This window comes from Bacteroides sp. ET336 (assembly GCF_024733815.1).
Taxonomy (GTDB): domain Bacteria; phylum Bacteroidota; class Bacteroidia; order Bacteroidales; family Bacteroidaceae; genus Phocaeicola; species Phocaeicola cellulolyticus.
In genome coordinates this window covers 49,333-73,206 of sequence record NZ_JANRHK010000001.1, presented here as the reverse complement: position 1 = coordinate 73,206, position 23,874 = coordinate 49,333, and the positions used below count along the sequence as shown (strand labels likewise).

The 23,874-nt window shown below is 38.6% G+C and carries 25 protein-coding genes and 6 tRNA genes; 19 read left to right on the top strand and 12 right to left on the bottom strand.

What is annotated here, in order from left to right:
* Positions 1 to 3: 3 nt before the first annotated feature.
* Genes NW213_RS00385 through NW213_RS00375 form a run of 3 tightly spaced genes read right to left on the bottom strand, consistent with a single transcriptional unit; the run spans position 4 to position 3,921 of the window.
* Positions 4 to 1,689, bottom strand: a complete 1,686-nt coding sequence (locus tag NW213_RS00385) for a DUF4493 domain-containing protein (RefSeq protein ID WP_258321490.1) — start codon at positions 1,687 to 1,689, stop codon at positions 4 to 6.
* 41 nt (positions 1,690 to 1,730) lie between these two features.
* On the bottom strand, positions 1,731 to 3,095 hold the full coding sequence (locus NW213_RS00380; RefSeq protein WP_258321489.1) for a DUF4493 domain-containing protein: 1,365 nt from the start codon (positions 3,093 to 3,095) through the stop codon (positions 1,731 to 1,733).
* Positions 3,096 to 3,111: 16 nt separating this feature from the next.
* The gene (locus tag NW213_RS00375; RefSeq protein WP_258321488.1) at positions 3,112 to 3,921 is read right to left on the bottom strand and encodes a DUF4493 domain-containing protein; all 810 of its coding nucleotides are present in this window, start codon (positions 3,919 to 3,921) and stop codon (positions 3,112 to 3,114) included.
* 228 nt (positions 3,922 to 4,149) lie between these two features.
* Between NW213_RS00375 and NW213_RS00370 the strand changes: the two genes are divergently transcribed.
* The gene (locus tag NW213_RS00370; protein WP_258321487.1) at positions 4,150 to 5,262 is read left to right on the top strand and encodes a PCMD domain-containing protein; all 1,113 of its coding nucleotides are present in this window, start codon (positions 4,150 to 4,152) and stop codon (positions 5,260 to 5,262) included.
* Between the two features lie 5 nt (positions 5,263 to 5,267).
* Positions 5,268 to 6,059, top strand: a complete 792-nt coding sequence (locus NW213_RS00365) for a porin family protein (protein ID WP_204394492.1) — start codon at positions 5,268 to 5,270, stop codon at positions 6,057 to 6,059.
* A gap of 66 nt (positions 6,060 to 6,125) precedes the next feature.
* Here the strand turns inward: NW213_RS00365 and NW213_RS00360 are convergent, their stop codons facing one another.
* On the bottom strand, positions 6,126 to 7,637 hold the full coding sequence (locus tag NW213_RS00360; RefSeq protein ID WP_258321486.1) for a PCMD domain-containing protein: 1,512 nt from the start codon (positions 7,635 to 7,637) through the stop codon (positions 6,126 to 6,128).
* A 221-nt stretch (positions 7,638 to 7,858) separates the two neighbouring features.
* Between NW213_RS00360 and NW213_RS00355 the strand changes: the two genes are divergently transcribed.
* Positions 7,859 to 8,707 carry an AraC family transcriptional regulator gene (locus tag NW213_RS00355; RefSeq protein WP_258321485.1) on the top strand — a complete coding sequence of 283 codons (849 nt, stop codon included), beginning with the start codon at positions 7,859 to 7,861 and terminating at the stop codon, positions 8,705 to 8,707.
* A gap of 104 nt (positions 8,708 to 8,811) precedes the next feature.
* Here the strand turns inward: NW213_RS00355 and NW213_RS00350 are convergent, their stop codons facing one another.
* On the bottom strand, positions 8,812 to 9,450 hold the full coding sequence (locus tag NW213_RS00350; protein WP_258321484.1) for a MarC family protein: 639 nt from the start codon (positions 9,448 to 9,450) through the stop codon (positions 8,812 to 8,814).
* A 167-nt stretch (positions 9,451 to 9,617) separates the two neighbouring features.
* On the opposite strand from NW213_RS00350, the gene NW213_RS00345 reads away from it, so the two are divergent.
* From NW213_RS00345 to NW213_RS00320, 6 genes are read left to right on the top strand one after another with little or no spacing between them, the layout of a single operon-like run.
* Positions 9,618 to 10,298: a Crp/Fnr family transcriptional regulator gene (locus NW213_RS00345; RefSeq protein ID WP_154044368.1), complete on the top strand. Its 681-nt coding sequence runs from the start codon at positions 9,618 to 9,620 to the stop codon at positions 10,296 to 10,298.
* A gap of 56 nt (positions 10,299 to 10,354) precedes the next feature.
* Positions 10,355 to 12,391 carry a M3 family metallopeptidase gene (locus tag NW213_RS00340; RefSeq protein WP_258321483.1) on the top strand — a complete coding sequence of 679 codons (2,037 nt, stop codon included), beginning with the start codon at positions 10,355 to 10,357 and terminating at the stop codon, positions 12,389 to 12,391.
* A gap of 8 nt (positions 12,392 to 12,399) precedes the next feature.
* The gene (locus NW213_RS00335) at positions 12,400 to 12,882 is read left to right on the top strand and encodes a DUF4847 family protein (RefSeq protein WP_204394484.1); all 483 of its coding nucleotides are present in this window, start codon (positions 12,400 to 12,402) and stop codon (positions 12,880 to 12,882) included.
* A 2-nt stretch (positions 12,883 to 12,884) separates the two neighbouring features.
* The gene (locus NW213_RS00330) at positions 12,885 to 13,313 is read left to right on the top strand and encodes a dCMP deaminase family protein (RefSeq protein WP_258321482.1); all 429 of its coding nucleotides are present in this window, start codon (positions 12,885 to 12,887) and stop codon (positions 13,311 to 13,313) included.
* 28 nt (positions 13,314 to 13,341) lie between these two features.
* Entirely contained in the window at positions 13,342 to 15,003 is a 1,662-nt protein-coding gene (locus tag NW213_RS00325) for a S41 family peptidase (RefSeq protein ID WP_258321481.1), read from the top strand.
* Positions 15,003 to 15,554: a 5-formyltetrahydrofolate cyclo-ligase gene (locus tag NW213_RS00320; protein ID WP_258321480.1), complete on the top strand. Its 552-nt coding sequence runs from the start codon at positions 15,003 to 15,005 to the stop codon at positions 15,552 to 15,554. The genes NW213_RS00325 and NW213_RS00320 overlap by 1 nt, the downstream gene beginning before the upstream one ends.
* Here NW213_RS00320 and NW213_RS00315 read toward each other — a convergent pair.
* Positions 15,541 to 15,831 (bottom strand): DUF721 domain-containing protein, encoded by a 291-nt coding sequence (locus NW213_RS00315; protein ID WP_154044363.1) that lies wholly within the window; start codon positions 15,829 to 15,831, stop codon positions 15,541 to 15,543. The genes NW213_RS00320 and NW213_RS00315 overlap by 14 nt on opposite strands.
* Entirely contained in the window at positions 15,818 to 16,942 is a 1,125-nt protein-coding gene (gene recF / locus NW213_RS00310; RefSeq protein WP_235340205.1) for a DNA replication/repair protein RecF, read from the bottom strand. Before recF ends, NW213_RS00315 begins: the two co-directional genes overlap by 14 nt.
* 146 nt (positions 16,943 to 17,088) lie before the next feature.
* Here recF and NW213_RS00305 point away from each other — a divergent pair, with 146 nt between their 5' ends.
* The 8 genes from NW213_RS00305 to NW213_RS00270 all read left to right on the top strand — a co-directional run bounded on the left by NW213_RS00305 (position 17,089) and on the right by NW213_RS00270 (position 18,991).
* On the top strand, positions 17,089 to 17,766 hold the full coding sequence (locus NW213_RS00305) for a tetratricopeptide repeat protein (protein ID WP_154044361.1): 678 nt from the start codon (positions 17,089 to 17,091) through the stop codon (positions 17,764 to 17,766).
* 105 nt (positions 17,767 to 17,871) lie between these two features.
* Positions 17,872 to 18,366, top strand: coding sequence for a 6,7-dimethyl-8-ribityllumazine synthase (gene ribH / locus NW213_RS00300; RefSeq protein ID WP_154044360.1), 495 nt, complete (start codon positions 17,872 to 17,874; stop codon positions 18,364 to 18,366).
* A 61-nt stretch (positions 18,367 to 18,427) separates the two neighbouring features.
* A tRNA-Tyr gene (locus NW213_RS00295) sits at positions 18,428 to 18,510 on the top strand.
* Between the two features lie 13 nt (positions 18,511 to 18,523).
* Positions 18,524 to 18,596 (top strand) — tRNA-Gly (locus NW213_RS00290).
* Positions 18,597 to 18,624: 28 nt separating this feature from the next.
* Positions 18,625 to 18,707, top strand: a tRNA-Tyr gene (locus tag NW213_RS00285).
* A 13-nt stretch (positions 18,708 to 18,720) separates the two neighbouring features.
* A tRNA-Gly gene (locus NW213_RS00280) sits at positions 18,721 to 18,793 on the top strand.
* Between the two features lie 28 nt (positions 18,794 to 18,821).
* A tRNA-Tyr gene (locus tag NW213_RS00275) sits at positions 18,822 to 18,904 on the top strand.
* A gap of 14 nt (positions 18,905 to 18,918) precedes the next feature.
* A tRNA-Gly gene (locus NW213_RS00270) sits at positions 18,919 to 18,991 on the top strand.
* A 101-nt stretch (positions 18,992 to 19,092) separates the two neighbouring features.
* On the opposite strand, the gene NW213_RS00265 is transcribed toward NW213_RS00270, so the two are convergent.
* The 5 genes from NW213_RS00265 to nusB all read right to left on the bottom strand — a co-directional run bounded on the left by NW213_RS00265 (position 19,093) and on the right by nusB (position 22,490).
* Positions 19,093 to 19,497: a DUF5606 domain-containing protein gene (locus NW213_RS00265; RefSeq protein WP_154044359.1), complete on the bottom strand. Its 405-nt coding sequence runs from the start codon at positions 19,495 to 19,497 to the stop codon at positions 19,093 to 19,095.
* 85 nt (positions 19,498 to 19,582) lie between these two features.
* Positions 19,583 to 20,179, bottom strand: a complete 597-nt coding sequence (gene coaE, locus NW213_RS00260) for a dephospho-CoA kinase (RefSeq protein ID WP_235340207.1) — start codon at positions 20,177 to 20,179, stop codon at positions 19,583 to 19,585.
* Positions 20,169 to 21,194, bottom strand: coding sequence for a YbbR-like domain-containing protein (locus NW213_RS00255; RefSeq protein ID WP_204394401.1), 1,026 nt, complete (start codon positions 21,192 to 21,194; stop codon positions 20,169 to 20,171). Before NW213_RS00255 ends, coaE begins: the two co-directional genes overlap by 11 nt.
* Before the next feature lie 15 nt (positions 21,195 to 21,209).
* Positions 21,210 to 21,518 carry a preprotein translocase subunit YajC gene (gene yajC, locus NW213_RS00250; RefSeq protein ID WP_154044357.1) on the bottom strand — a complete coding sequence of 103 codons (309 nt, stop codon included), beginning with the start codon at positions 21,516 to 21,518 and terminating at the stop codon, positions 21,210 to 21,212.
* 48 nt (positions 21,519 to 21,566) lie between these two features.
* A complete protein-coding gene (gene nusB / locus NW213_RS00245; protein WP_154044356.1) occupies positions 21,567 to 22,490 on the bottom strand; it encodes a transcription antitermination factor NusB in 924 nt (307 codons plus the stop codon).
* Between the two features lie 176 nt (positions 22,491 to 22,666).
* Between nusB and NW213_RS00240 the strand changes: the two genes are divergently transcribed.
* Complete coding sequence (locus NW213_RS00240) at positions 22,667 to 23,047, top strand: DUF3276 family protein (RefSeq protein ID WP_154044355.1); 381 nt, start codon at positions 22,667 to 22,669, stop codon at positions 23,045 to 23,047.
* Between the two features lie 181 nt (positions 23,048 to 23,228).
* On the top strand, positions 23,229 to 23,834 hold the full coding sequence (locus tag NW213_RS00235) for a 50S ribosomal protein L25/general stress protein Ctc (protein ID WP_154044354.1): 606 nt from the start codon (positions 23,229 to 23,231) through the stop codon (positions 23,832 to 23,834).
* Positions 23,835 to 23,874: the final 40 nt, after the last annotated feature.

The window sequence follows — 23,874 nt, the reverse complement described above, 5'->3', positions numbered from 1 at the left end:
ATATTAATAGTATGACAATTCAAAATCATCTACCCAAAGGGTACTACCTTCCGCCAACTGCCCAACAACACTCGTTCCTTGAAATTCACCACCATAACGGCTTGACGTAGCAACAATAGTTATTTTAGTCGGGCGTTTTGTCGGATCAATATATTCAACAGGACATTCAAACCTTGTATATTCTGAAACATTCTTATTATCAACAAAGCTACCTTCACCAATAAGTGTTTCTCCTGACCAAAGTTTTATATAAATCTCACACTCATCCGAAGTGAGCGTACGATCTGCAGGAATAGTACCACCATCTCTCATATTCGCACCTGGAGCATACTTATACCAACCGGAAAGTTTTACAGGACGGGCACCTGAGTAAGACCGACCAAATGTAACGCTACTTGCAGGATTACTCATATTCGTATTATACTCACCGATAAATATATTTCCGGCAGCATATCCAACCATCGTAATACTTATTGTAGAAAGTTGAACCGAATATCCACTACGACCATCTTGTACAGGTATTGAATTTGAGCTTTTTAGAGTAACGACTCCATCATTACCTGTAGCCCAATAACTATTAGCCTGATCACCATTCGGGAACCAACAATCACGTTTTGTAAATAGGCCTTTCTCAACCTTCGTCCACGTATCAAAGTTCAGGTTTGGAATTTCTTCATACAATTCTGTGGTAAACGTACAAGTTTCACCAGTCTTATCTCCACATAAAATATAATATTCGTATTCAGTACCAAAATCCAGCGGAGCAACCTTTGCAGAATAGTTTTTGGTTCCTTCTTCCTGAACAGCATCTATTGTAATCCATTCAGCATCAGCTTTCTTCTTGTAACGGAACTGCACCGGAGAAGTAACTTCTTCCAAATTACAAGTACCCGACAGATAAGCAAACTGTCCCCAAACTTTAGAAGCATCAATTTTGATATCATCAGTCACTATATCTGCACTTTCCTGCTTGGTAGGAACCTTTACAGTCACATCATACTGATGAATAGTTTGATCTACCGAAATATCAAATCCTGCATTACCTTCGGTAATATCCAAGTTCACTTTATAGTGGTAAGCAGCTTCCGCCTGCGATGCTATTTGCTGAGAGAAAGACTTTCCGTTACCGAAATCAACTTTTAAAGTTAACGTCTGATCAGCTTTTACATAAGCTGCACGTTCTTCTCCTTCTACAAACGGAATGCTCAACGCATCAGCACCTTCTATATAACAGGTATAACCGGTAAAAGTCGATTTAAAAGTTTCCGAACTATTTACAGAGACCATTGTCTGAGCCAATTTACAAGTCACTTTCACACTTTTTGCTTTGTTGGCTTCAATCAGTACACTGCTTTGTCCCTCATAATAAGGCAATACATCAAACCCTTGAGTTTCCATATCCTTGTCGGCTGAATATGCCTTTACGGTATAAGTTGCTACACGCAGTAATACATCATTCAGATTTCTCCAGTCATCGGCATGCTGTACAACAGCATTCGATTCATCCAATATATCTACAGCTATTGCTTCCGATTCGGCTATATCAGTACGAGTGGTTACACTCTTATTGACATCAACAGAAGACAGCTGAAGATAGCCATATCCTTTAGCTTCATCTATCTCTGACTGGCAGGAAGTAAATAGTCCTGCCAAAAGAAATAAACTAGTAACTAATATATTTGTTTTCATTTATATCTATGTTTTATTATTATCTTTATAAAGCAGGATTATTATTCTGTTACATTCACAGTTAAAGTGCCCTCCTTAGTCTCATTGCCATCAGAAATAGTCAATGTAAACTTATGTGTTCCCATTAATCCTTGTCCTGGCAGTAAAGCAACCAAAGATGTTACATCAAAAGTGTAGTTGGTCATATTTCCTCTATGAAGCTGATTGTAAGTTTCTTCTGTAATAAGTGGCAAACCAATCAACTCTTCCTTTGCTTGAGGTCTATCTTCCAAATTACACAAATCAAAAGGTTTATCCAAGTCCATACCAGCAAGTAACACAGGGAATACCTCATTATCACTTTCAATTGAAACCACCAATGACTTTATTCCGTTTTCTGAAACCATATCTACCTTTATAGTCGGCATTTCTCCTGATGCCATAAGCTCAGCTAAACTTAAATCGTAAGTTTTCGGAATACCAGTAACAGACAAAGTACCAGTACTTGGTTCTTCAGGTTCTTCACCGCCTTCACCCGGTGTTTCCGGACCATCATAAATAATATTACTTACCGGTATTTCGATAGTCTCACCAACTTCTGTAAATGTCAGGTCAACAGTAATACCGATAGAAATAGAAGATTCTGTAGATCCTTCCTCTGTCAGCATAATTTCAAAAGAATCTCCTCCTGCTAAATCAGACTGACCACCTTCTGCATCCGCAGGCTTCTGAACAGTTGCTTTCAGTTCAATAAAATTACCTTCTACAGAAGTTGCCTTGATAGAAGCATTCAGACTGTTCTGATGTTCAGGAACCTGAAAATAATATTTCGTACCGATAGAAGTTTTATCGAAAATCTGGCTAGCTCCATCTCCATTATCTACAACAACTGTATAATCGTCTTCAAAAGCCTCTTCGAATGAAGTAGTCAGACCTACAGACACTTCAATACATGCCAGTTTACACGGCAAATCAACACTTGTGGCAATACCTTTCTTTACAGAGAAAGTCTGTTCTCCTTTGAAATAAGGGCGATTTGACACCGTTACATTTTCACCTTCATAATTGTAAGCTATTACAGAATAACTTCCTTCACTTAAAGAAATAACTACCTTACCACTTTCATTTTTCAATTCGCTAACCTTGCCTTTTGTTACTTCTTCCTGAGTTTCTATTTTTGTAACAACCAATGTATAGTTGTCTACATTCACATCTTCTTCATTAAAGTTTCCTGTAGTAGTTCCGCCGTCTACTGTTTCTCCAGCACGGCTTATTGCCACCCCGTTATAAATAGATGCCAGATCAAGCTCCAATGTACCAATATTTTCTCCGTCTCCACCTTTTCTTAAAAGTTCATCTCGCATTTCGCAAGATGACAAACCTGCAATGAGACCTAAAAGCCATATTAAACTCTTATACTTTTTCATCTTATTCATTTTTATTTTAACTTGGAATGTAATCACCCGGAATATCAACTGTAACGTCTTGTTCAGTAACGCCATCGTCAACAGTTATTTCCAACCCTAATTTACCGCCTTCAATATCTGTTGCATTCGGTTTAATAGTCAATGTATAAGAATAACAAGGCTTTAAATCTATAGTCTTAGAAGTATTAAAATCATCAACAGACACTGGCTCGCCATTTTTATCTATCAAAGAAAATGACAATACAGCCTTTACACCTTCATCACCTGTTTTCAAGTAAAGTTGCTGATTCTCATTCGATTTGTTCATAGTCCAAACCTCATTCATATAATCAGTCTTGACAGTAACGGTACAGTCTTGGAAATAATCCTCAAATGTATCAGTATCATCATTTCCTTTATATACCAATATAATTCTGGCATTTGCAGGTTTACAAACAATAGAAACAGTTTTCTTATCTCCTTGAGATACAGTAAATGTCTCACTACCCTTTACATACAACTTATCATAACCTGCCGCAACGTCCTCACCGTAATATGCTGTAACTGTGTAAGGAACACCAAAATCAACCTTCTGTTCCACTTCCAACTCACTATAAAGTTTATCTGTATAAACAGGCTCTTCGCCTTTATACAAAGATACTTTATAATTATTTACGTCACGATAGACAGACTCGTCTATTGAACGACTATAGGACAAATTAGCCAATAAATCAATCATTACAGCACCTTGTCCTGATACGCTTTCATTTGCTCCATTAGAACAACTGCAAAATCCTGCAATCAGCAATAATAAACAAAATACTTTTAAATAGTTAATAATCTTCATTTAATTAAATTTTAAATTTTCACGATGCAAAGTAACTATCTTTCAACATGTTTTGCAAGGTCATTTTTTGATATTTTTGTTCCATTTTTAATGTATTGTATATTTAGCACATATATAAACAGTATAATCTTAATATTTTATAGACTTTTATTAATATGATTATTGGTCAATACTTCAAATTAGCCTACATTTGTATTGATAATTACCAAAACAACATTAAACATAAAAATGAAAAAACACTTTTTTATCACAGGACTTACTTTATCTCTATGCCTAGCTTCATGCATACAGGAAGAGGCATTAAATGTTGAAGCAGCAATTGACGGATGCAAAGGTTCAAACATCCAACTACTGACTATCAACAGCGAAAACAAAAAAATTGATATTTACGTACAGGATGGAGCAGATATCTCACAACAAGAGCTGGTATTCGAATTGCCGGAAGGTGCTACTATAGAACCAAAAGAAAAGCAACCCAAAGACAATCCTCCTATTTATGATTTCAGTTTGTCTGACAACAGGAAATTTATTGTAACATCAGAAGATAAAAGCAATAATGCCGAATACGATATCAGCATTTTCAAAATGGAGCTACCTCTACTATATTCTTTTGACAATCTTGCGGAAACAAATCCATATCATATCCTATATCTAAGCGACCAAAGCAAAAAGCTGCAATGGGCTAGCGGAAATCTAGGCTACAAACTTACCGGTATTGCAAACAATGCCAACGACTACCCAACATCACAAGTAGCTGAAGGTAAAAAAGGCTATTGCATAAAACTTGAGACAAAGGATACAGGAGGTTTCGGACAACAGGTAAGTATGCCTATAGCTGCAGGAAACCTTTTCATAGGCTCTTTTGAATCTTCAAATGCAGTTTTAAAGCCACTTGAAGCTACACTATTCGGTTATCCATTTACAAAGATACCTACCCGAATGACCGGATATTACAAATTCAAAGCCGGCCAACAAATGACTGATGCAGAAAAAAAGCCTATTGACGGCAAAGACAGCTTCGATATTTATGCTGTAATGTATGAAGCACAGAATAACGACTTTTTCCTTAATGGTGGAAATTCATTGACCGACCCTAGCATAGTAAAGCTAGCTCGTATTAAGGCTGAAGACGCTAAAGAAACAGACGAATGGACATATTTCGACATTCCGTTCGAAACTAAAAATGGGAAATCCATAGATATGGATAATTTGAAAAACGGAAAATACAAATTAGCAATTGTATTATCTTCAAGTATAAACGGCGCATACTTCATTGGTGCAATAGGAAGCACACTTTGGGTAGATGAACTTGAAATTGTATGTGAAACAAATAACCAATAAAAGAAATGACAAACAGAATAATAATGGCATTAATATGCCTTGCATGCTCATTGCAAATTTCATATTCAAAATCAGAAAACGAAAACACACACAAGGGATTGATATGGTCTTACCTCAACGGGATAAGCTATGATGTAAGAGCAGGAATAAATATCGGTGGATCTTCACCTATACCACTACCTCAAGAAATAAGAAGCATTGACAGCTACTCTCCTGGACTTGCTATTACTATAGAAGGATATGCCACAAAATGGATCAACAATAAGAAAAATTTCGGAATAAGTGTTGGACTCAGACTTGACAGTAAAGACATGAAGACCGAAGCAACAGTAAAGAACTATAATATGGCCATCATAAGCGAAACAGGAGGAAAAGTTGAAGGATTATGGACAGGGGGAGTAAAAACAAGGGCAAAAATGTCTCTTCTGTCTTTCCCCGTACTTGGAGTGTATAAAATCAGCGACAGATGGAAAATATCCGCAGGGCCTTACTTTTCATATATGATGGATGGAGATTTTGACGGCAACGTTTACGAAGGACATTTACGTACACCTGATGCTACCGGTTCAAAAATAATATTTGAAGGAGAAAATATTGCCACATATGATTTCTCAAACGAACTCAGGAAATTTCAATGGGGAGCACAGATAGGTGGTGAATGGAAAGCATACAAGCACCTTACTGTACATGCAGACCTAACTTGGGGACTTAATGATATATTCAACAACAATTTTAAGACTATCACATTTTCCATGTATCCAATTTATCTGAACTTCGGATTTGGATATCAGTTCTAAAAGAGAAAAAAGAGAGCCCGAAAAATCCGAGCTCTCTTTTTTCTCTTTTAAATTAGATATAGATAATTATTTCTTATTGACTACAATCACATCATCTACAATCAACTTACTTCCTACTGCAGCATTATATGCGGCACCATCCGCACTAGCTGAGAGTATAACCGTAAATTTATATTTCTTGGTAGGATCGTAATCTTTCAAATATTCCAAATTCAATTCAAACTGAGTGTATTCAGATACAGTTTCACTGCTCTTGAACATTGCTTTAGCTACAATTTTGTCAGAAGAATAGATATTACTTCCATCCAAGGTTTCTTTATCATCTGTAATTTCATAAAGCACAGCACTCATTGAACATTCATCAACTTTTCCTTCAACCAGTTCACCGTCACTATTATAAAATTCTTTTCCCGGAGTATACTTATAATATCCAGTAACCTTCAAAGGCTGTTTTTCATAAACAATACCAAAACTGGTAGTTGCCATAGGATTAGATAAACCAGCAAATGCATTAAAACTACCTAAAAATACTGTTGCTGCTGTAACTTTAGGCACTTTAGTTCCTCCCATGCTACCACCTTTGGTATCAACCGATTCCAAAACTGCAGCTTTTTCACCAGAATAAGCATCATCAGTAGCAACAATAGGATAACCTCCTTCATAAGTTGGACCACCCAATATAGGTCCCATATTTTTTATCAACGCAACTGCCGCATTACATGAAGCCCAAGGGTTCACATTTGGGATATCAGGATAGATTCCACCTTCATACCATTCTTCAAATCCAAAATAATCACCAAATCCTTTGATAGAAACTGTGTATTCAACTGTAGTTCCATCTTCAGCTTCAACAATATATTTTACTTTTCTTCCATTTGAAAAATCTTGAGCCACCTCGCTTCTTGGAGTTACAGTTGCTTTTTCCGATACCTCAATTGTAGGAACCAAAGCAGCAAGATGCTCAGCTTTAGCTGTATCTGCCACCATAAAAGTTATAGTCTTTGATTCTTCATCTATTACAGGTTGAGAAATAACCAAAGAATCAACAGCAGCTACATTTCTATCGAAAATAAACTTTGTAATCTTTGCCTCAGAGCTCTCAGTACCTTTAAGTTTCTCACCGGTATAAACCACCTTTACAGACTGTTTAACCCCTGCAAGATCCGCATCAATATCCATACTTATTTCTACCTTACCACCACCTATAGTTCCGGTTGCTTTTACATCAGCTTTCAGTACTTCTGTATCCAACAATGTAGTACCTGTAAAAGCATAGTTGCCGGAGTTTTCGGATAAAGGACAATCATTCAATTCAATATCACCTAAATTTATACCTATAAAAGAGAAATTCTTCAGTGACAGGTTAATTGACTTTTCACTGGCTTTTTCTACTGTAATCTTTTGTGACTGTTCTCCAAGATTTTGTCCATCTACAGTTACTTCAAGCTTACCTTTATAATTACCGGCCAGTTCTTCCTCTATAGGGAAATTAATTGATTCTTCATTTGTACATGAAGTAAATAATGCTGTAGTCATACCAACGACTGCAAGCATAAACGAGTAAATAAACTTTTTCATTTTTAGCTATCTAATTTATTAAAATCCAAATGCAAAGTAAGGCCACAACGCAATCCCCTGCAAGGTCTATTCTTGATATTTTTGTCCTATTTTTAATATATGCAAGATTTTATTTATTCACAATCGTTATTATTTTAATATTTTATAGACTTTTATTAATATATTCATTGGTCTATACTTCAAATTTATTACTTTTGTGCATAAACGTAAACTATACTACAATGGACAATACAATACCTAAATTCGATCTGCCTGAGGACTGGCTGTCGGGTACAGACATAAGTAAAGAACTGCTGGGAATGTACAAAAACTATCCCGTCCGGCTGAAATGTGAAATCATTGCACTATGTATGGATGGAGAGATTGAAGCATCTGTCAACCTGAACCACCTCACGGTAAAGAAAAACGATATAATAACGCTGATGCCTGGTTCCATCTTTCAGATTAACGACCTGAAAGGAGACTTGAAAATATATTTCTTAGGTTTCTCGTCAAGATATATAGAAAAAAACGACAAATCGAAAATTCTGCTTGATGCCATCTACTCCACTTTGGGAAAGCCCAAGTTATCACTATCTGACGAGGGTGCCGTGATGACAGAAAAGTATTACAACCTTATGATAGATGTATATGAACACTTCGACGAAAAAATAAGGATGGAAATTGCGGACAATATTTTCACCGACGTACACAAGGGCATCTCATTAATATATAAGAAGAAATCGGTAAAGGATGACATAGCCTCATCAAAAAGCGAGCAGCTGTGCAAGGGATTCACTCAACTGGTGATGCAGCACTACAACGACAACAGGAACGTGGCATGGTATGCCGAGAAATTGGGGATTACGCATGCTCACCTTTGTTCAATAGTGAAACAAGCCACAGGAAAGACTTGTGCGGACATAATATCATCGATGGTGATAATGGACGCTAAATCGCAATTGAAATCTACACAACAAAGCATTCAGGCAATATCGGATTCTCTGAATTTTGCCAATATGTCATTCTTCGGAAAGTACTTCAAACGACACGTTGGAATGAGTCCTTTGGAGTACAGAAATAAGGGGTAAAAAAACGAGCGTACGTTTCACTTTAAACGTGCGCCCATTTCACTTTAAACGTGCGTACGTTTCACCTTAAATGAACGCCCGTTTTTTTTAAACGTATCAAAGCCTTATTTCAAAGCCTGAAACTGCTCTATCAACGAAGTTAGATTTGCTGTAAAAAGTCTGGCAGAAATAGCCAGTAGAATTATACCGAAGAATTTGCGGATTACATATATTCCGCCCTTTCCAAGGAAACGTTCTATCACGTCTGTCAGCTTCAAAACTATGAATACCCACACCATATTAAGTGTCAGTGCCAATACTATATTAATAGGGGCATACTCGGCACGCAATGAAAGCAGCGTTGTGAATGCTCCGGCTCCTGCCAACAGCGGGAATACCAAAGGTACTAGGGTAGCTTCCTTTATAGGACCCGTGTTTTTGAAAATCTCCACATCCAGAATCATCTCAAGCGACATCATAAAAATAACAAAGGCACCGGCTACAGCAAAGGAGGCTATGTCAACCTGGAAAAGTTTAAGCATCATATCGCCGGCATAAAAGAAACCTATCAGCAGGGCAAAAGCTATCAGTGTAGCCTTCATAGCATTTACAGGCCTACCCTTCTGCTTCAAATCCAAAATGATTGGAATAGAACCAATTATATCTATCACGGCAAACAACACTATGAATGCACTGAGAAACTGCTGAACATCGAACGCTCCCCAAAAAGGAACCGATGCAGGCTGGATAAATAACGTTTTCATTTTAATGATATATTTTTTACATTACAAAAATACATAAAAAATCATTATTCATACACATTAAGGAAAAAAATACTAAAATCAATATACACACTGATGTAGTGATACAAAATAAATTGTTAACTTTGTATGTTAAAATAAAGATTTACACTCAATAAATTTAACGGATTATGAAGGTTTCGATGTACGATACACTACTGGAGCTGCCACTGTTCCAGGGATTGACTAAAGAAAATATAACCAGCATCATAGAAAAGGTGAAAATGGGATTTCATAAATATGAAGCCAAACAGAACATCGTTTCGCAGGATGACAGATGCAACAGTCTGATTTTCATACTTGAAGGCAAGGTTGCCGTCACAACAAACGATCCGATACACAACTTCAAGATTGTGGAAGAGGTACAGGCTCCATACATAATAGAACCACAGTCACTATTCGGGATGCGCACAAAATATAATGCATCGTACACTGCAACCGGGGATGTAGATACTCTGAACATTGACAAAAGCTACATTCTGACAAATCTGTGCAAATACGAAATTTTCAACCTGAACTATCTGAACATCCTGAGCAACAGGGCACAGACTGCGAACAACAAGCTGTGGAACTCGCACATAGGATGTACCAAAGAAAAGCTTATGAACTTCTTCGCGCTGAGATGTGTGATTCCATACGGAAAGAAAACACTGTTCATCACGATGGAAGATCTGGCTTCACTGATAGACGACACAAGAATAAACGTATCCAGAGCCCTGAACGAATTTCAGGAAAAAGGGATACTAACATTGGGAAGAAAGAAAATAACCATAGAGGACTTGGCTAAACTTACCGAGGAGGTGAAGAATTAACTGTTGAGTTGTCAGTTCTTAGTTGTTAGTTTTTAGAAATATCAAAATATATAAATATGACAAATCCATTTTTACAACCATATAACACACCGCACGATACCACTCCTTTCGACAGAATTAAAATTTCGGACTACGAACCTGCCATAAGGGAAGGCATGAGGGTGGAAGACGAAGAGATAAAGGCAATTACCGAAAATACGGAAGAGCCGGACTTCGGAAATACAATACTGGCACTGGAACATTCGGGAAAACTTCTGGACAAGGTAACTACAGTGTTCTTCAATCTGATGAGTGCCGAAACCAACGACGAGCTCGATGCCATAGCGGAAAAGATGATGCCTGAACTGACCGAACACAGTAATAACATCAGTCTGAATCCGGTATTGTTCGAAAAGGTGAAAAAAGTGTATGAAAAGAAAGACAGTCTGGAGCTGACCGCAGAAGAGAACAGATTGCTTGAAAAGACATACGATGGATTTATCAGAAACGGCGCCAACCTGAACGATGATGACAAGGAGACTTTCAGAAAGTTGTCTGCCGAACTGAGTACGCTTACACTGAAATTCTCGCAGAACCACCTGAAGGAAACCAACAAATTCGAACTGCACATCACAGACAAGAACGATCTGGAAGGACTGCCTGAAAGCGCTGTGGAAGCTGCCGAACATACAGCAAAAGGTAAAGACAAGGAAGGATGGGTATTCACTCTGCAGGCTCCTAGCTATGTGCCGTTCATGAAATACAGCAACCGCCGTGAACTGAGAAAGCAGATGTATATGGCATACAATACACAGTGTACACACAATGACGAATGGAACAATATCGAAATTGTGAAACAATTGGTAAACAAGCGTATGGAAATTGCTCAACTGCTGGGATTCGAGACATATGCAGACTATGTATTGAAAAAAAGAATGGCAGAAAACAGTGAGAATGTTTACAGACTCCTGAACGACTTGCTGGAAGCATACTCCCCTACCGCACATAAGGAGATAGAAGAAATAGAACAGTTGGCAAAGGAAACCGAAGGAGACGGTTTCACACTTATGCCGTGGGATTTCTCTTTCTATGCCGAGAAGCTGAAAAGCCGCAAATACAGCCTTGACGAAGAGGCGTTGAGACCATACTTCGAACTTGAAAAGGTGAAAGAAGGCGTATTCGGACTTGCCACAAGACTATACGGAATAACATTCCGTGAGAACAAGGATATACCGGTGTATCACCCTGACGTAAAGGCTTTCGAAGTGTTTGATGCCGACGGAAGCTTCCTGGCTGTGCTCTACACCGACTTCCATCCAAGGGAAGGCAAGCGTTCCGGGGCATGGATGACTAGCTACAAGGAGCAGTGGATAGAAGATGACGGAACGAACAGCCGCCCGCATGTTTCGGTTACGATGAACTTCACAAAACCTACAGCCGACAAGCCTGCCCTGCTCACATTCTCGGAAGTAAACACATTCCTGCATGAATTCGGTCATGCGCTGCACGGAATGTTTGCCAACACACGATTCCAATGTATGAGCGGAACCAACGTGTATTGGGACTTCGTGGAACTTCCATCACAGATTATGGAAAACTTTGCGGTGGAAAAGGAATTCCTGAACACATTTGCCAGACATTATATCACCGGTGAAGCTATTCCAGAGAGCCTCATCAAGAGTATCATAGATTCGCAGAACTTCAACGTGGCATATGCATGTCTGCGACAGTTGAGTTTCGGATTTCTGGATATGGCATGGTACACAAGAAAAGAAGCATTCGACGGCGACGTGAAGGAATATGAAAAGAAGGCATGGGAAAAGACACAGCTTCTTCCGCAGGTAGATGACACATGTATGAGTGTACAGTTCGGACACATCATGTCCGGAGGATATTCTGCCGGGTACTACAGCTACAAATGGGCTGAAGTGCTTGATGCGGACGCATTCTCAGTATTCAAGGAAAAAGGTATATTCAACCGCGAAGTGGCACAGTCTTTCAGAGACAATATACTGTCGAAAGGCGGAACAGAGCATCCTATGACACTGTACAAACGTTTCCGCGGACAGGAACCGGGTATTGAGGCTTTACTTAGAAGAAATGGAATTAAATAATTTTTTATATGACAAGAACAATAAAATATATATTCACGCTGATTGTACTTTCAATCGCGTTATGCGGATGCAATCAGGAGGATGATGTATTCGAAATCTTTGCAAACGATAAGACATGGCATTGGAGTGGTTCATATACCACAACCAATTGGAAAGACGATAATAACTATAAACTTAATTTAAATATTGACGATTTGAGTCAAATCAACAAAAAGACAGATTATTACAATATTATATTTGAAGAAAACGGTAATGTTTCCGGTAAAGGTGAAAATTTCACGTTTAAAGGAACATGGAATGCTATGAGCAAAGATAAAAGCTTCTATATAAACATACAGACCCAAGGTAATATTTCCGGTCTGGATAAAACTTTTTATGATGCCATAAAATCTGCTAATTTTTATAGAGGAGATTCTAAATGTATAAAATTATTCAACTCAAATAAATCAGAATACATACAATTTTATCCCTTAGGTTCTTTAAATCAATAATTATGGAACAGGAAAACAAACAAGAAATATTAGACAAGAGATATATGCGCATGGCGCGCATATGGGCTGAAAATTCATACTGCAAACGCCGTCAGGTGGGAGCCCTTATAGTGAAAGACAAGATGATAATATCAGACGGTTATAATGGTACACCATCAGGCTTCAGCAACATATGCGAAGACGAAGAGGGACTGACAATCCCTTATGTACTGCATGCTGAAGCTAACGCAATAACAAAAATTGCGCGCTCAAACAACAGCAGTGAGGGAGCAACAATGTACGTAACCACATCACCTTGTATAGAATGTGCAAAACTTATCATACAGGCAGGTATAAAAAGACTGGTGTATGGAGAGAAATATCGTCTGGAAGACGGACTCAACCTACTCAGAAAAGCAGGTATTGAGGTAGTCTATCTGGAAAACGAATAACAAACTGTATAACATAAAATCTATATATATGGACAATAAGTATAAACGTTTCATGCCGATATTGCTTGCCGTAGGCATAGTGATTGGTATAGCAATAGGTGTGTTTTACACCAATCTTTATTCAGGAAACAAGCTTGGAGTAATAAAGGGGTCGTCAAACAAAATCAACGCTCTTCTGAGAATTGTAAACGATTCGTATGTTGACACCGTCAACATGGAAGACATGGTGGAAAAAACAATGCCTCTGATTCTGTCGGAACTGGATCCTCATTCATCGTATATACCGGCACAAAAGCTGGAGGAAGTAAATTCTGAACTGAGAGGACATTTCAGCGGTATAGGTATTCAGTTCACGATTAAGGACGATACAATTCACGTAAACAGTGTAATACCAGGAGGCCCTTCGGAAAAAGTGGGACTTATGGCGGGCGACCGTATCATAGAAGTAGATGACTCGGCTTTCGTAGGAAAGAAAGTAACCAACAGCGAAGCCATGAAAAGGCTGAAAGGAGAAAAGGGAAGTAAAGTGAAACTGGGTATTTTCCGTCCCGGTGAGACTGAGACCCTGTATTTCACTATTATAAGAGGTGATATTCCTGTCAAGAGCGTTGACGCGGCATATATGATTGACGGCAAGTGGGGATTCGTAAAAGTAAACAAATTTGGCGAAACCACTTATCCTGAACTGCTTTTTGCACTTGCTAAATTGAATCAGGAGAATATGCAGGGACTTATAGTTGACCTGCGCGGAAATACAGGTGGATATATGGCTGCTGCCATACAGATGGTGAACGAATTCCTTCCGGCAAACAAACTTATAGTCTATACTGAAGGTAGAAAATATCCAAGAGAGAACTATACTTCAAACGGAACAGGAAGCAGCCAGTCACTGCCAATCATAGTTCTGGTGGACGAAGGTTCGGCATCTGCCAGCGAGATTTTTGCAGGAGCAATACAGGACAACGACAGAGGTACTATCATCGGACGACGCTCATTCGGAAAAGGACTTGTACAGCAGCCTATAGAGTTCAACGACGGTTCTGCAATCAGACTGACAATCGCCAGATATCACACTCCATCGGGAAGATGCATCCAGAAACCGTACGAGCAAGGAAACGGTGCTGAATACGAAATGGATCTGTTGACTAGATATGAGCATGGCGAGTTCTTCTCGGCAGACAGCATCAAGCAGAATGAGAAGGAAATCTACTATACCGGAATTGGCAGAAAGGTTTACGGCGGAGGAGGAATAATGCCTGACATTTTCGTTCCGCACGACACCCTGGGTATGACATCTTATTTCAGAATGGCTGCCAACAGAGGTCTTATCATAAGATATGCTTTCGACTATACAGACCAGAACAGAAACAAACTGATGGAGTATAAAACAGGAGACGAGCTGTGCGACTATCTCAAGACACAAAATCTGCTGGTGAAATTCTCAAAATGGGCAGAAAAGAAAGGCTTGAAGAGAAGAAACAACATGCTGATTACATCGAAAGAATTGTTCGAAACAAGTATATACGGCAACATTATTTACAACATGTTGGGTATAGAAGAATACATCAAATATCTGAACAAGTCAGACAATACGGTTCTGAAAGCTGTTGAGGTATTGGAGAAAGGCGAGTCTGTGCCTAAAGCGCCTGAAATGACAGACGAGGGAACTACTGATAAAGAAGCTGCCTGATGGAAACAAAGGATGAAATAAGAAAACGCATTTCCGAAAAGAAAAAAGAATTTTCGGAAAACGAGCTGAAAGCATTATCTTCCACAATAATGAAAAAGCTGGAAGATAATGTTGTCCTGAAATGTGCAAAGACGGTACTGCTATATTACTCGCTTCCTGACGAGGTCTTTACCCACGATTTTGTTGAGAAATGGAGCAAGGAGAAAACTATTCTGTTGCCGGTCGTAAAAGGTGATGAACTTGAAATAAAAGTTTATGCCGGCAGCGAATGTATGCAGAAAGGCAGTTTCAATATTGACGAACCGCAGGGAGAAGCCTATAACGACCTGATATCGATTGATGCGGCAGTAATACCGGGAGTTTCATTCGACAGGCACGGCAACAGGCTTGGCAGAGGAAAAGGTTTTTATGACCGTTTCCTGAAAAAACTTAACACTTTCAAGATTGGAGTGTGTTTCGGCTTTCAGCTAAGCGAAGAGATTCCGCACAGCGAACATGACGTCGAGATGGATGAAATTTGGACCGAAAATGGATATGTCAGCAAAAAATGATATTGGTAATGACCTGGGCTCCTACACGGGAGTTCAGGTTTTTTATTAATAACTCACGTCCCATCTGGAGTTCCTGACGTATGACAGACGACGAGAGCTGTACGTATAAGGTCTGGTTCTTTATATATATGTTGGTGGTATGTCTGAATATTGCAGGACCTACAACATCTTTCCACGAATCGATAAGCCGATATTGGTTAAGGGGTGTCTCCAGCCCTTCCTGACGTAAAAGCTGCATTATCACATCGCCCAGTTTTTCTGTATTATTCCGTTTCATCCGACATTTCCTTTCTTTCTGTTATATTTCCATTTTCCACTTCAAACAGTTTATAGTCGCCGTCTATCTTCTTTAGAATCTTGTCCAGATGGTCGCGATTGGTGTCAGTAACGAATATCTGGCCGAAACTGTCGCCTGCCACAAGTTTTACTATCTGCTCTACCCTATGCGCATCGAGCTTGTCGAATATATCGTCAAGCAGCACTATAGGAGTTGTACGGCTTCCTGTACGTTTCAGGAACTCGAACTGAGCCAGCTTCAATGCTATCAGATATGTCTTGTTCTGTCCTTGTGAACCTTCGCGCTTTATAGGGAAATCACCCAATTTCATTATCAGATCGTCCTTGTGTATCCCTTTCAGGGAGTATCCCATAATCAAGTCTCTCTGACGGCTGCCACGGATTGTCTCCAGCAGATTTCCTTGCGAAGCGTGCGACTCGTACTCAAGACTTACTGTTTCCATATCCTCGGATATGAAGGAATAATACGACTGGAACACTTTGATAAACTCGTCGATAAACTGACGGCGTTTCTTATAGACAACCTCACCGGACGAGGCCATCATCTCTTCCCAAACGTTCATCAGTTCCGGTTCAGGCTCCACTTCCGATTTAAGCAATGTATTACGTTGGAGCATGGCCTTATTGTATCGTATAAGCGCATCCAGATACTCACGGTCGAACTGGGAAATAACGACATCGATAAACCGGCGACGCTCTTCACTACCCCCTGATATCAGTACTGAATCGGATGGAGAAACCATTACAAGAGGAATGAGACCGATATGGTCTGAAAGTCGGGTATATTCCTTTTTGTTGCGCTTGAACTGTTTTTTCTGCTTTCGTTTGAGTCCGCAATACACTTCTTCCGGCTCACCGTTGTCAGTCTGATAAAAGCCTTGCACCACAAAAAAATCACGGTCATGAAATATATTCTGCGTATCAATGGGATTTGTAGCGCTCTTGCAGAATGAAAGGTAATATACGGCATCCATAAGGTTGGTCTTTCCCATACCGTTACGGCCTATAATACAGTTCATTTTGGGAGAAAATGACAGCTCTGCCTGTTCTATGTTCTTGTAATTTAATATGGAGATGCGTTTAAGCCACATAATTAAGTCATGTTTTAGCCACAAAATTAACAATAAAAGCATGATTGGTAAAAAAAGATGCCGACAAATTTCGTTTATAAACATAAATAAATTACTTTTGCTGTCCGAAATACACATTAGAAATAATAATAAAAAATAATATAACAATGAGTCAACAAAAAAACACAAATGATTTGCTGAACATGGATGAAACTATCAGCAATTCTGAAGATTTCCTTATCAAAAACAAGAATTTGTTATTGGGTGCAGTTATTGCATTGGTAGTTATCGTAGGCGGATACATGGCATATAAGAACTTTGTATCTGAACCTAAAGAATTAAAAGCTTCTGAAGCTATCTTCAAAGGTGAACAATATTTTGGTGCTGACAACTATGAAGCAGCATTAAACGGTGACAGCCTTGGATTTGCCGGCTTCGTTAAATTGGCTGACGAATTCAGCGGAACAAAAGCCGGAAACCTTGCCAACGCATATGCAGGTATCTGCTACGCTCAGCTTGGCAAATATGAAGATGCAGAAAAATATCTGAGTAAATTCGACGGTGACGACCAGTTGGTTGCTCCTGCAATACTTGGTACTATGGGTAACTGCTATGCACAGATGGGACAGTTGGACAAAGCTGCCGCTACACTTATCAAAGCTGCCAAACGTGCCAACAGCCTTTCATTGAGCCCTATTTACCTGATTCAGGCAGGACAGATTCTTGAAAAACAGGGAAAGAATGCTGAAGCAGTTGAAGCATACAAAACTGTAAAGAAAGATTATGCCAACTCATATCAGGCAATGGATATTGACAAATATATAGAACGCGCTTCTATTAAATAATAAACTTATTACTTACAGGCACGGATTTCCGGCGCAGGAAAAGTTATGCGCAAAAGGAGTTCCGTGCTTGTTTTTTTATCTTAACTCTACTAAACTTATAAAATCATGGCAACAGCTTATCACAATCTATCGGATTATGACTTCAATTCAGTGCCCGACGCATCGGAAATGAGATTCGGAATAGTAGTATCTGAATGGAACAGCAATATTACAGGAGCGTTACTGGATGGTGCAGTAAAGACTCTGAAAAAGCACGGAGCGAAAGATGAGAACATACATGTGCAGACTGTACCTGGAAGCTTCGAACTTACTTACGGATCGGCACAAATGATAAAAAGCAATAAGTTCGATGCAATAATAGCATTAGGATGCGTTGTAAGAGGCGATACTCCACATTTTGACTATGTATGCGCCGGAACTACACAAGGTATAGCTCACCTGAATGCAACAACCGATACACCAGTGATTTACGGTCTGATTACAACCAATAATATGGAGCAGGCAGAGGACAGAGCCGGTGGCAAATTAGGAAATAAAGGTGACGAATGTGCAATTACTGCAATAAAAATGATTGACTTCACTTGCAGATTAAAAAAATAGTTGTATCTTTGCATCGCAATTGAAAAAAGCAACATCTGTTGTTAAGCTTTCAATGGCTAAAGGGCAAATACCAGAGTGGCCAAATGGGGCAGACTGTAAATCTGCTGGCTTACGCCTTCGGTGGTTCGAATCCATCTTTGCCCACAAAAATAGAGATGCGGAAGTAGCTCAGTTGATAGAGCATTAGCCTTCCAAGCTGAGGGTCGCGGGTTTGAGCCCCGTCTTCCGCTCTCATTATTGAAACATAGTTTCTCGAAAGGGCAAGTACCAGAGTGGCCAAATGGGGCAGACTGTAAATCTGCTGGCTTATGCCTTCGGTGGTTCGAATCCATCCTTGCCCACAAAAATAGAGATGCGGAAGTAGCTCAGTTGATAGAGCATTAGCCTTCCAAGCTGAGGGTCGCGGGTTTGAGCCCCGTCTTCCGCTCTCATTATTGAAACATAGTTTCTTGAAAGGGCAAATACCAGAGTGGCCAAATGGGGCAGACTGTAAATCTGCTGGCTTACGCCTTCGGTGGTTCGAATCCATCTTTGCCCACAAATATTAAAGATGCGGAAGTAGCTCAGTTGATAGAGCATTAGCCTTCCAAGCTGAGGGTCGCGGGTTTGAGTCCCGTCTTCCGCTCTACAAAGAGTCCTTTTCAGGACTCTTTTTTTATGCCATATTATAACAAAAAAATGGCTGCCTCATAAGAGACAGCCTGAAATAAGAAATATCGAGATTCTTTACTCTGCTTTTTCTACAAACTCTGTAATTCCGTTTGATACAAGAAGATTATACCACTGAATAAGCTTCTTGATATCGCTCAAATGAACTCTATCTCTGTCGTAATTAGGAAGCACTTCAGCCATGAATTCTCCCAACTCTTCAGCAGAAGCTTTCTTGTAGTCTAAAGATGTTTCTTTTCCGCCTTCTTTTGTCTTTACAGCTTCAAGAACTTCTGACAATGGAACTTCATCCGCATCAGTGTACATTGCAATATCTCCCAATGAAATCACTTTATCCGAAGCATAAATTGGTGAACGCTTCTTGTCTGCGCTTACAGACTCAACAATAAGCATATTTTTTCCCTGAGAAATAAGCTTATATAATCCCGGCTTGCCGGATATAGCCAAAATTGTTTTCAACATGTTTCTTATTATTTTAATTGTTAATTACCGAACAAAAATACAACTCACTTTCGAATTACACAAGACATTGAATATCTTTTATGATTCACAATACAGAAAACAATCTGTCTATCTGTTCGTTTAATGAAACCGAGCCGTCATTTTCTATCACAAAGTCCGATTTTGATATTTTTTCATCATCGTTCATCTGTGAATTTATACGCTCAATAACCTTCTCGCTGGTTACATTATCACGCTTCATCACTCTGGAAATGCGGACTTCCAAAGGAGCATGAACTATCACAATCTTATCGACTATATCATCAAAACCGGATTCGAACAATATGGCACTTTCGATGGCTACCACCCTACTTCCTTTTTTGAAATGCTCGTCAGCCCACGAAAGAAACGCTTGCTTTACGCATGGATGCACAATGGCATTTACCTTATGTGCATTATCAGGTGAACTGAAAATATAGCCTGCCAGAAGTTGCTTGTTCAGTTTCCCATCAATATACACCTCATCACCCAACAGGGATTTCAATGAAGAAACTATAACAGGGTCCGCAACCATTAGTTTCTTGGCTTCACTATCAGAATCAAAAACAGGCACACCACGTTCTTTCAACGAAGAAGAAAAGAAGGATTTACCACTTCCAATACCTCCGGTTATTCCCAGCCTTATAAATACGTTATTTTTCATTGTCTGAAACGAAAAAACTGGTTTCTTCTATCAAGTAATCAACACTTGACGGATTTACCCTTATATTAGACACATGTGGACAAGAAGTATCCACCGACAAATCTATCTTATCACTTCCAGACCGCAGTAATTCATCGTATTTTACGTTTATCTGAAAATCGGAAGCATCGACTGATGAATAATCGGAAAGTCCCACCTTGAAGGTAACTTTAACTTTAGAAGGGAATGTACGTAAGGTTTTGTTTGCCGGAAAACCAATTCCTTTGACAGGCACTTCCACTGTTTTCTCAGAATACATGTCAACGGATATTGATACATCACAATATGAAGGTTCGTACTTGACACCCTCTATCTTTTTAAAAGAAGTTCTCAAAGAGGTTTTCTCTGTCAGATCCTCGCATTCCAATGGTACTGTGTATGCTGTCTGTACGGTTTTCAATATCTCTGATGGAGCATATACTATAACAGAATCCGGTGTTATACTTATATCTGAGACATAATATTGAACTCCCGGAGTTATCTTTCCGCTGACAGAGACAGGCACCTTCTTATATTTACCTGTAGAATAAACAAAGCCTACAGAGTCGGGATATACAGACAAGAGTCTGGTAGTGGAATTCAACTGCGATGCAACCCTTTTCTTCAAATCTTCTTGCGGCAGAATCACTCGCGAACTTCCATTTTCATAGTCAGCAAAATCAATTGATATAGGCAAGAACGATCTGCCCAACATGTAATTCAAAAGAACAGTTCCGCGGTCAGCTACTCTCACCTTGACCTCATCCTGCAATTCTGATGTTATGACTACATTTTTAGGAACATTCTTCAGTCTTAAAGGAATAGTAAACTCAGTTTCAAAACCACCATCTAAGGTTTGGAGCATCCAAAAGCCGAAAGATATGACCACAAAAAACAAAAAAATCAAAAACTCCCTGCACTTTTCAGTAAGCAGGAAGTTTCTGATTTTATTTAAATAAGACTTTAAAATATTCTTGATGTTCTTTTTACCGAACAACATATCTTTATTATTTTATTTATTCACCTGAGCCTGAGCGTCAGCATATATAGAGTTTCTATCAACCTTGATCTTTACACTTGGAGCAATTTCTACTATTACTGCATTATCTTCCAATTCTTTTACTTTTCCATATATACCACCTGCAGTAATTACAGACTGTCCAACTTCAAGATTCTTACGGAAATTAGCAATTTCCTTCTGCTTCTTGTTTTGAGGACGAATCATGAAGAAATACATGATAGCAAATATTGCCACCATCATTATCAAGAAAGAATAATCTGCTCCACCCTGAGCTTGCAGCATTACTGTCAATAAATTCATAGTTTCTTATTTTTTAAATTAATAATAGTTACGCCGGCAAATATATTATTATTTTGTCAGCTTATTTTCCTTTTTCAATTTATTAACTATAGCATCCAATGTTCCGTTAATAAAGCCACCGCTTTTTGGAGTACTATAAAGTTTTGCTATCTCAACATATTCATTGAGCGAAACATTAACAGGAATATTAGGGAAACTTAGTATCTCAGCAAGTGCAATCTGCATTATCACAACATCCATCAAGGCAACACGGTTCAGGTCCCAGTTCTTTGAAGTCTCACCTATCAGATGACGATAATATTCTGCATTCATAATTGCACGACGGAACAGGCGACGGGCAAAATCCTGGTCTTCTTCATCCTTGAATTCAGGAAGAAGTTCCTGCTTTGCACCGTTTTTCGGATCAAAACGCTTTATAGTCTTCAATACGAAAGTATCTACAATTTCCTTATCATCGTTCCAATAAAGGCTCTGGTCTTCCAATACCTCATCAAGTTCAGTATTATTGAAGATAATATTCTTGTAGATTTTTCTCCAGAATTCACGGTCATCCTCGTATGATGTTGACTCAGCTGCCATATACTCAGCATAGATATCACTCTGCTGTATTTTTTCATACAGAGATTTCAAGAAATCGTCTTCATTGTCCCATGTTTTCTTCTGAGCGACAACGAATGCGTTAAGTTCATTATTCGCCTCCAATTGGGCTATGAACTTATTTTCTACAAACCTCATGTTAGGAGATAAGTCTTCTTTAGTAGGTGCCAACTTGTTTTTGGCGGCATCGATTTTCTTACTCGCATAACGAGTTACTGCCACCATTAGAAGCAAAAGATAATTGTACAAATCGTACGCTTTGGATAGACTGAAGAACAACTCTTTTTCTGCAGTATCCAAGTTTTTACCGCCATTCTGATAATAAGCGTAAATAATCTGAACTATTTTCAGACGAATAAGAACTCTGTTTATCATATTAATAAGATGAAATTTCAGGGTGCAAAAGTAATCATTTTATTCTTTTAAAGCAATATAAACGCTCAAAATTCTATTTTTTTTCACTATTGGATTAAATTCTACACACAGTTTCTTTGAACATAAAAAAAAAATATTCAACTTTGGGCACAATTTATTTATAATATATAGTGACTATGGAAGATTTGAAAAAGAAAAGCATGACAGAAACAGACAAGGAAATTGTATTCTCAAAAGCCATAAAAGCTGGCAAAAGAATATATTATGTTGATGTAAGAAAAAATAAGAAAGACGACATGTTCCTTGCTATAACAGAAAGCAAGAAAATTATAACCGGAGAGGGGAATGCTCCATCTATAAGTTTCGAAAAACACAAAATATTCCTTTATAAAGAAGATTTTGATAAATTCATCAATGGATTGCAGGAAGCTATTAAGTTCATAGAAGACAACGGAAATACACCGGACACTCAAGACAGCGAAAACAATATAGAAGACAAATCTGATGAAGAAAACGTTAATGCATCATCAGACATAAAGATAGACATTGAATTCTGATAAATTCATCAAGAACTATATTATATAAATAAAATCAAGACAATATTTGGCTATTAAAAATAAATCGATTACCTTTGCACCGCTTTTTTAAGCTCATCGTGTGATATACCGCATCGTGTGATGGCGAATTAAGCAAATTTATATTCAACTTAATTTAGAGTAACACAAAAAATTTAAAGAAATGAAATCAATTGAAATCAAAGGTTCTTTGAGAACTGAAACTGGAAAAAAAGCTACACGTGACCTTCGTAAGAACAACAGTGTTCCTTGTGTATTGTACGGATTGAACAAAGATGAAAACGGTAATCAGGTAGCAACTCACTTCACTGTAACAAACGACGGTTTACGTAATTTGGTATATACACCACACATCTACGTAGTTGACTTGAATATCGATGGCAAAATTGTTACAGCCATAATGAAAGATATACAGTTCCACCCTGTAACTGACAACATTCTTCATGTTGACTTCTTGCAGATTGACGAATCTAACCCAATCGTTATGGAAGTTCCTGTTAAATTGGAAGGTCTTGCTGAAGGTGTTAAAGCCGGTGGTAAATTGGCATTGCAGGTTCGTAAACTGAAAGTTAAAGCTCTTTACAACTTAATCCCTGAAAGACTTGTTATCGACGTAACAAACTTGGGTCTTGGTAAAACTATCAAGGTTGGTGAATTGAACTATGAAGGTTTGCAGATCTTGAATGCAAAAGAAGCAGTTGTATGTGCTGTTAAATTGACTCGTGCCGCTCGTGGTGCTCAGGCTGCAGCAGCTACAGGAAAGAAATAAGTAATAGTTTAAACAACTAATACATTACAAATCCATATTA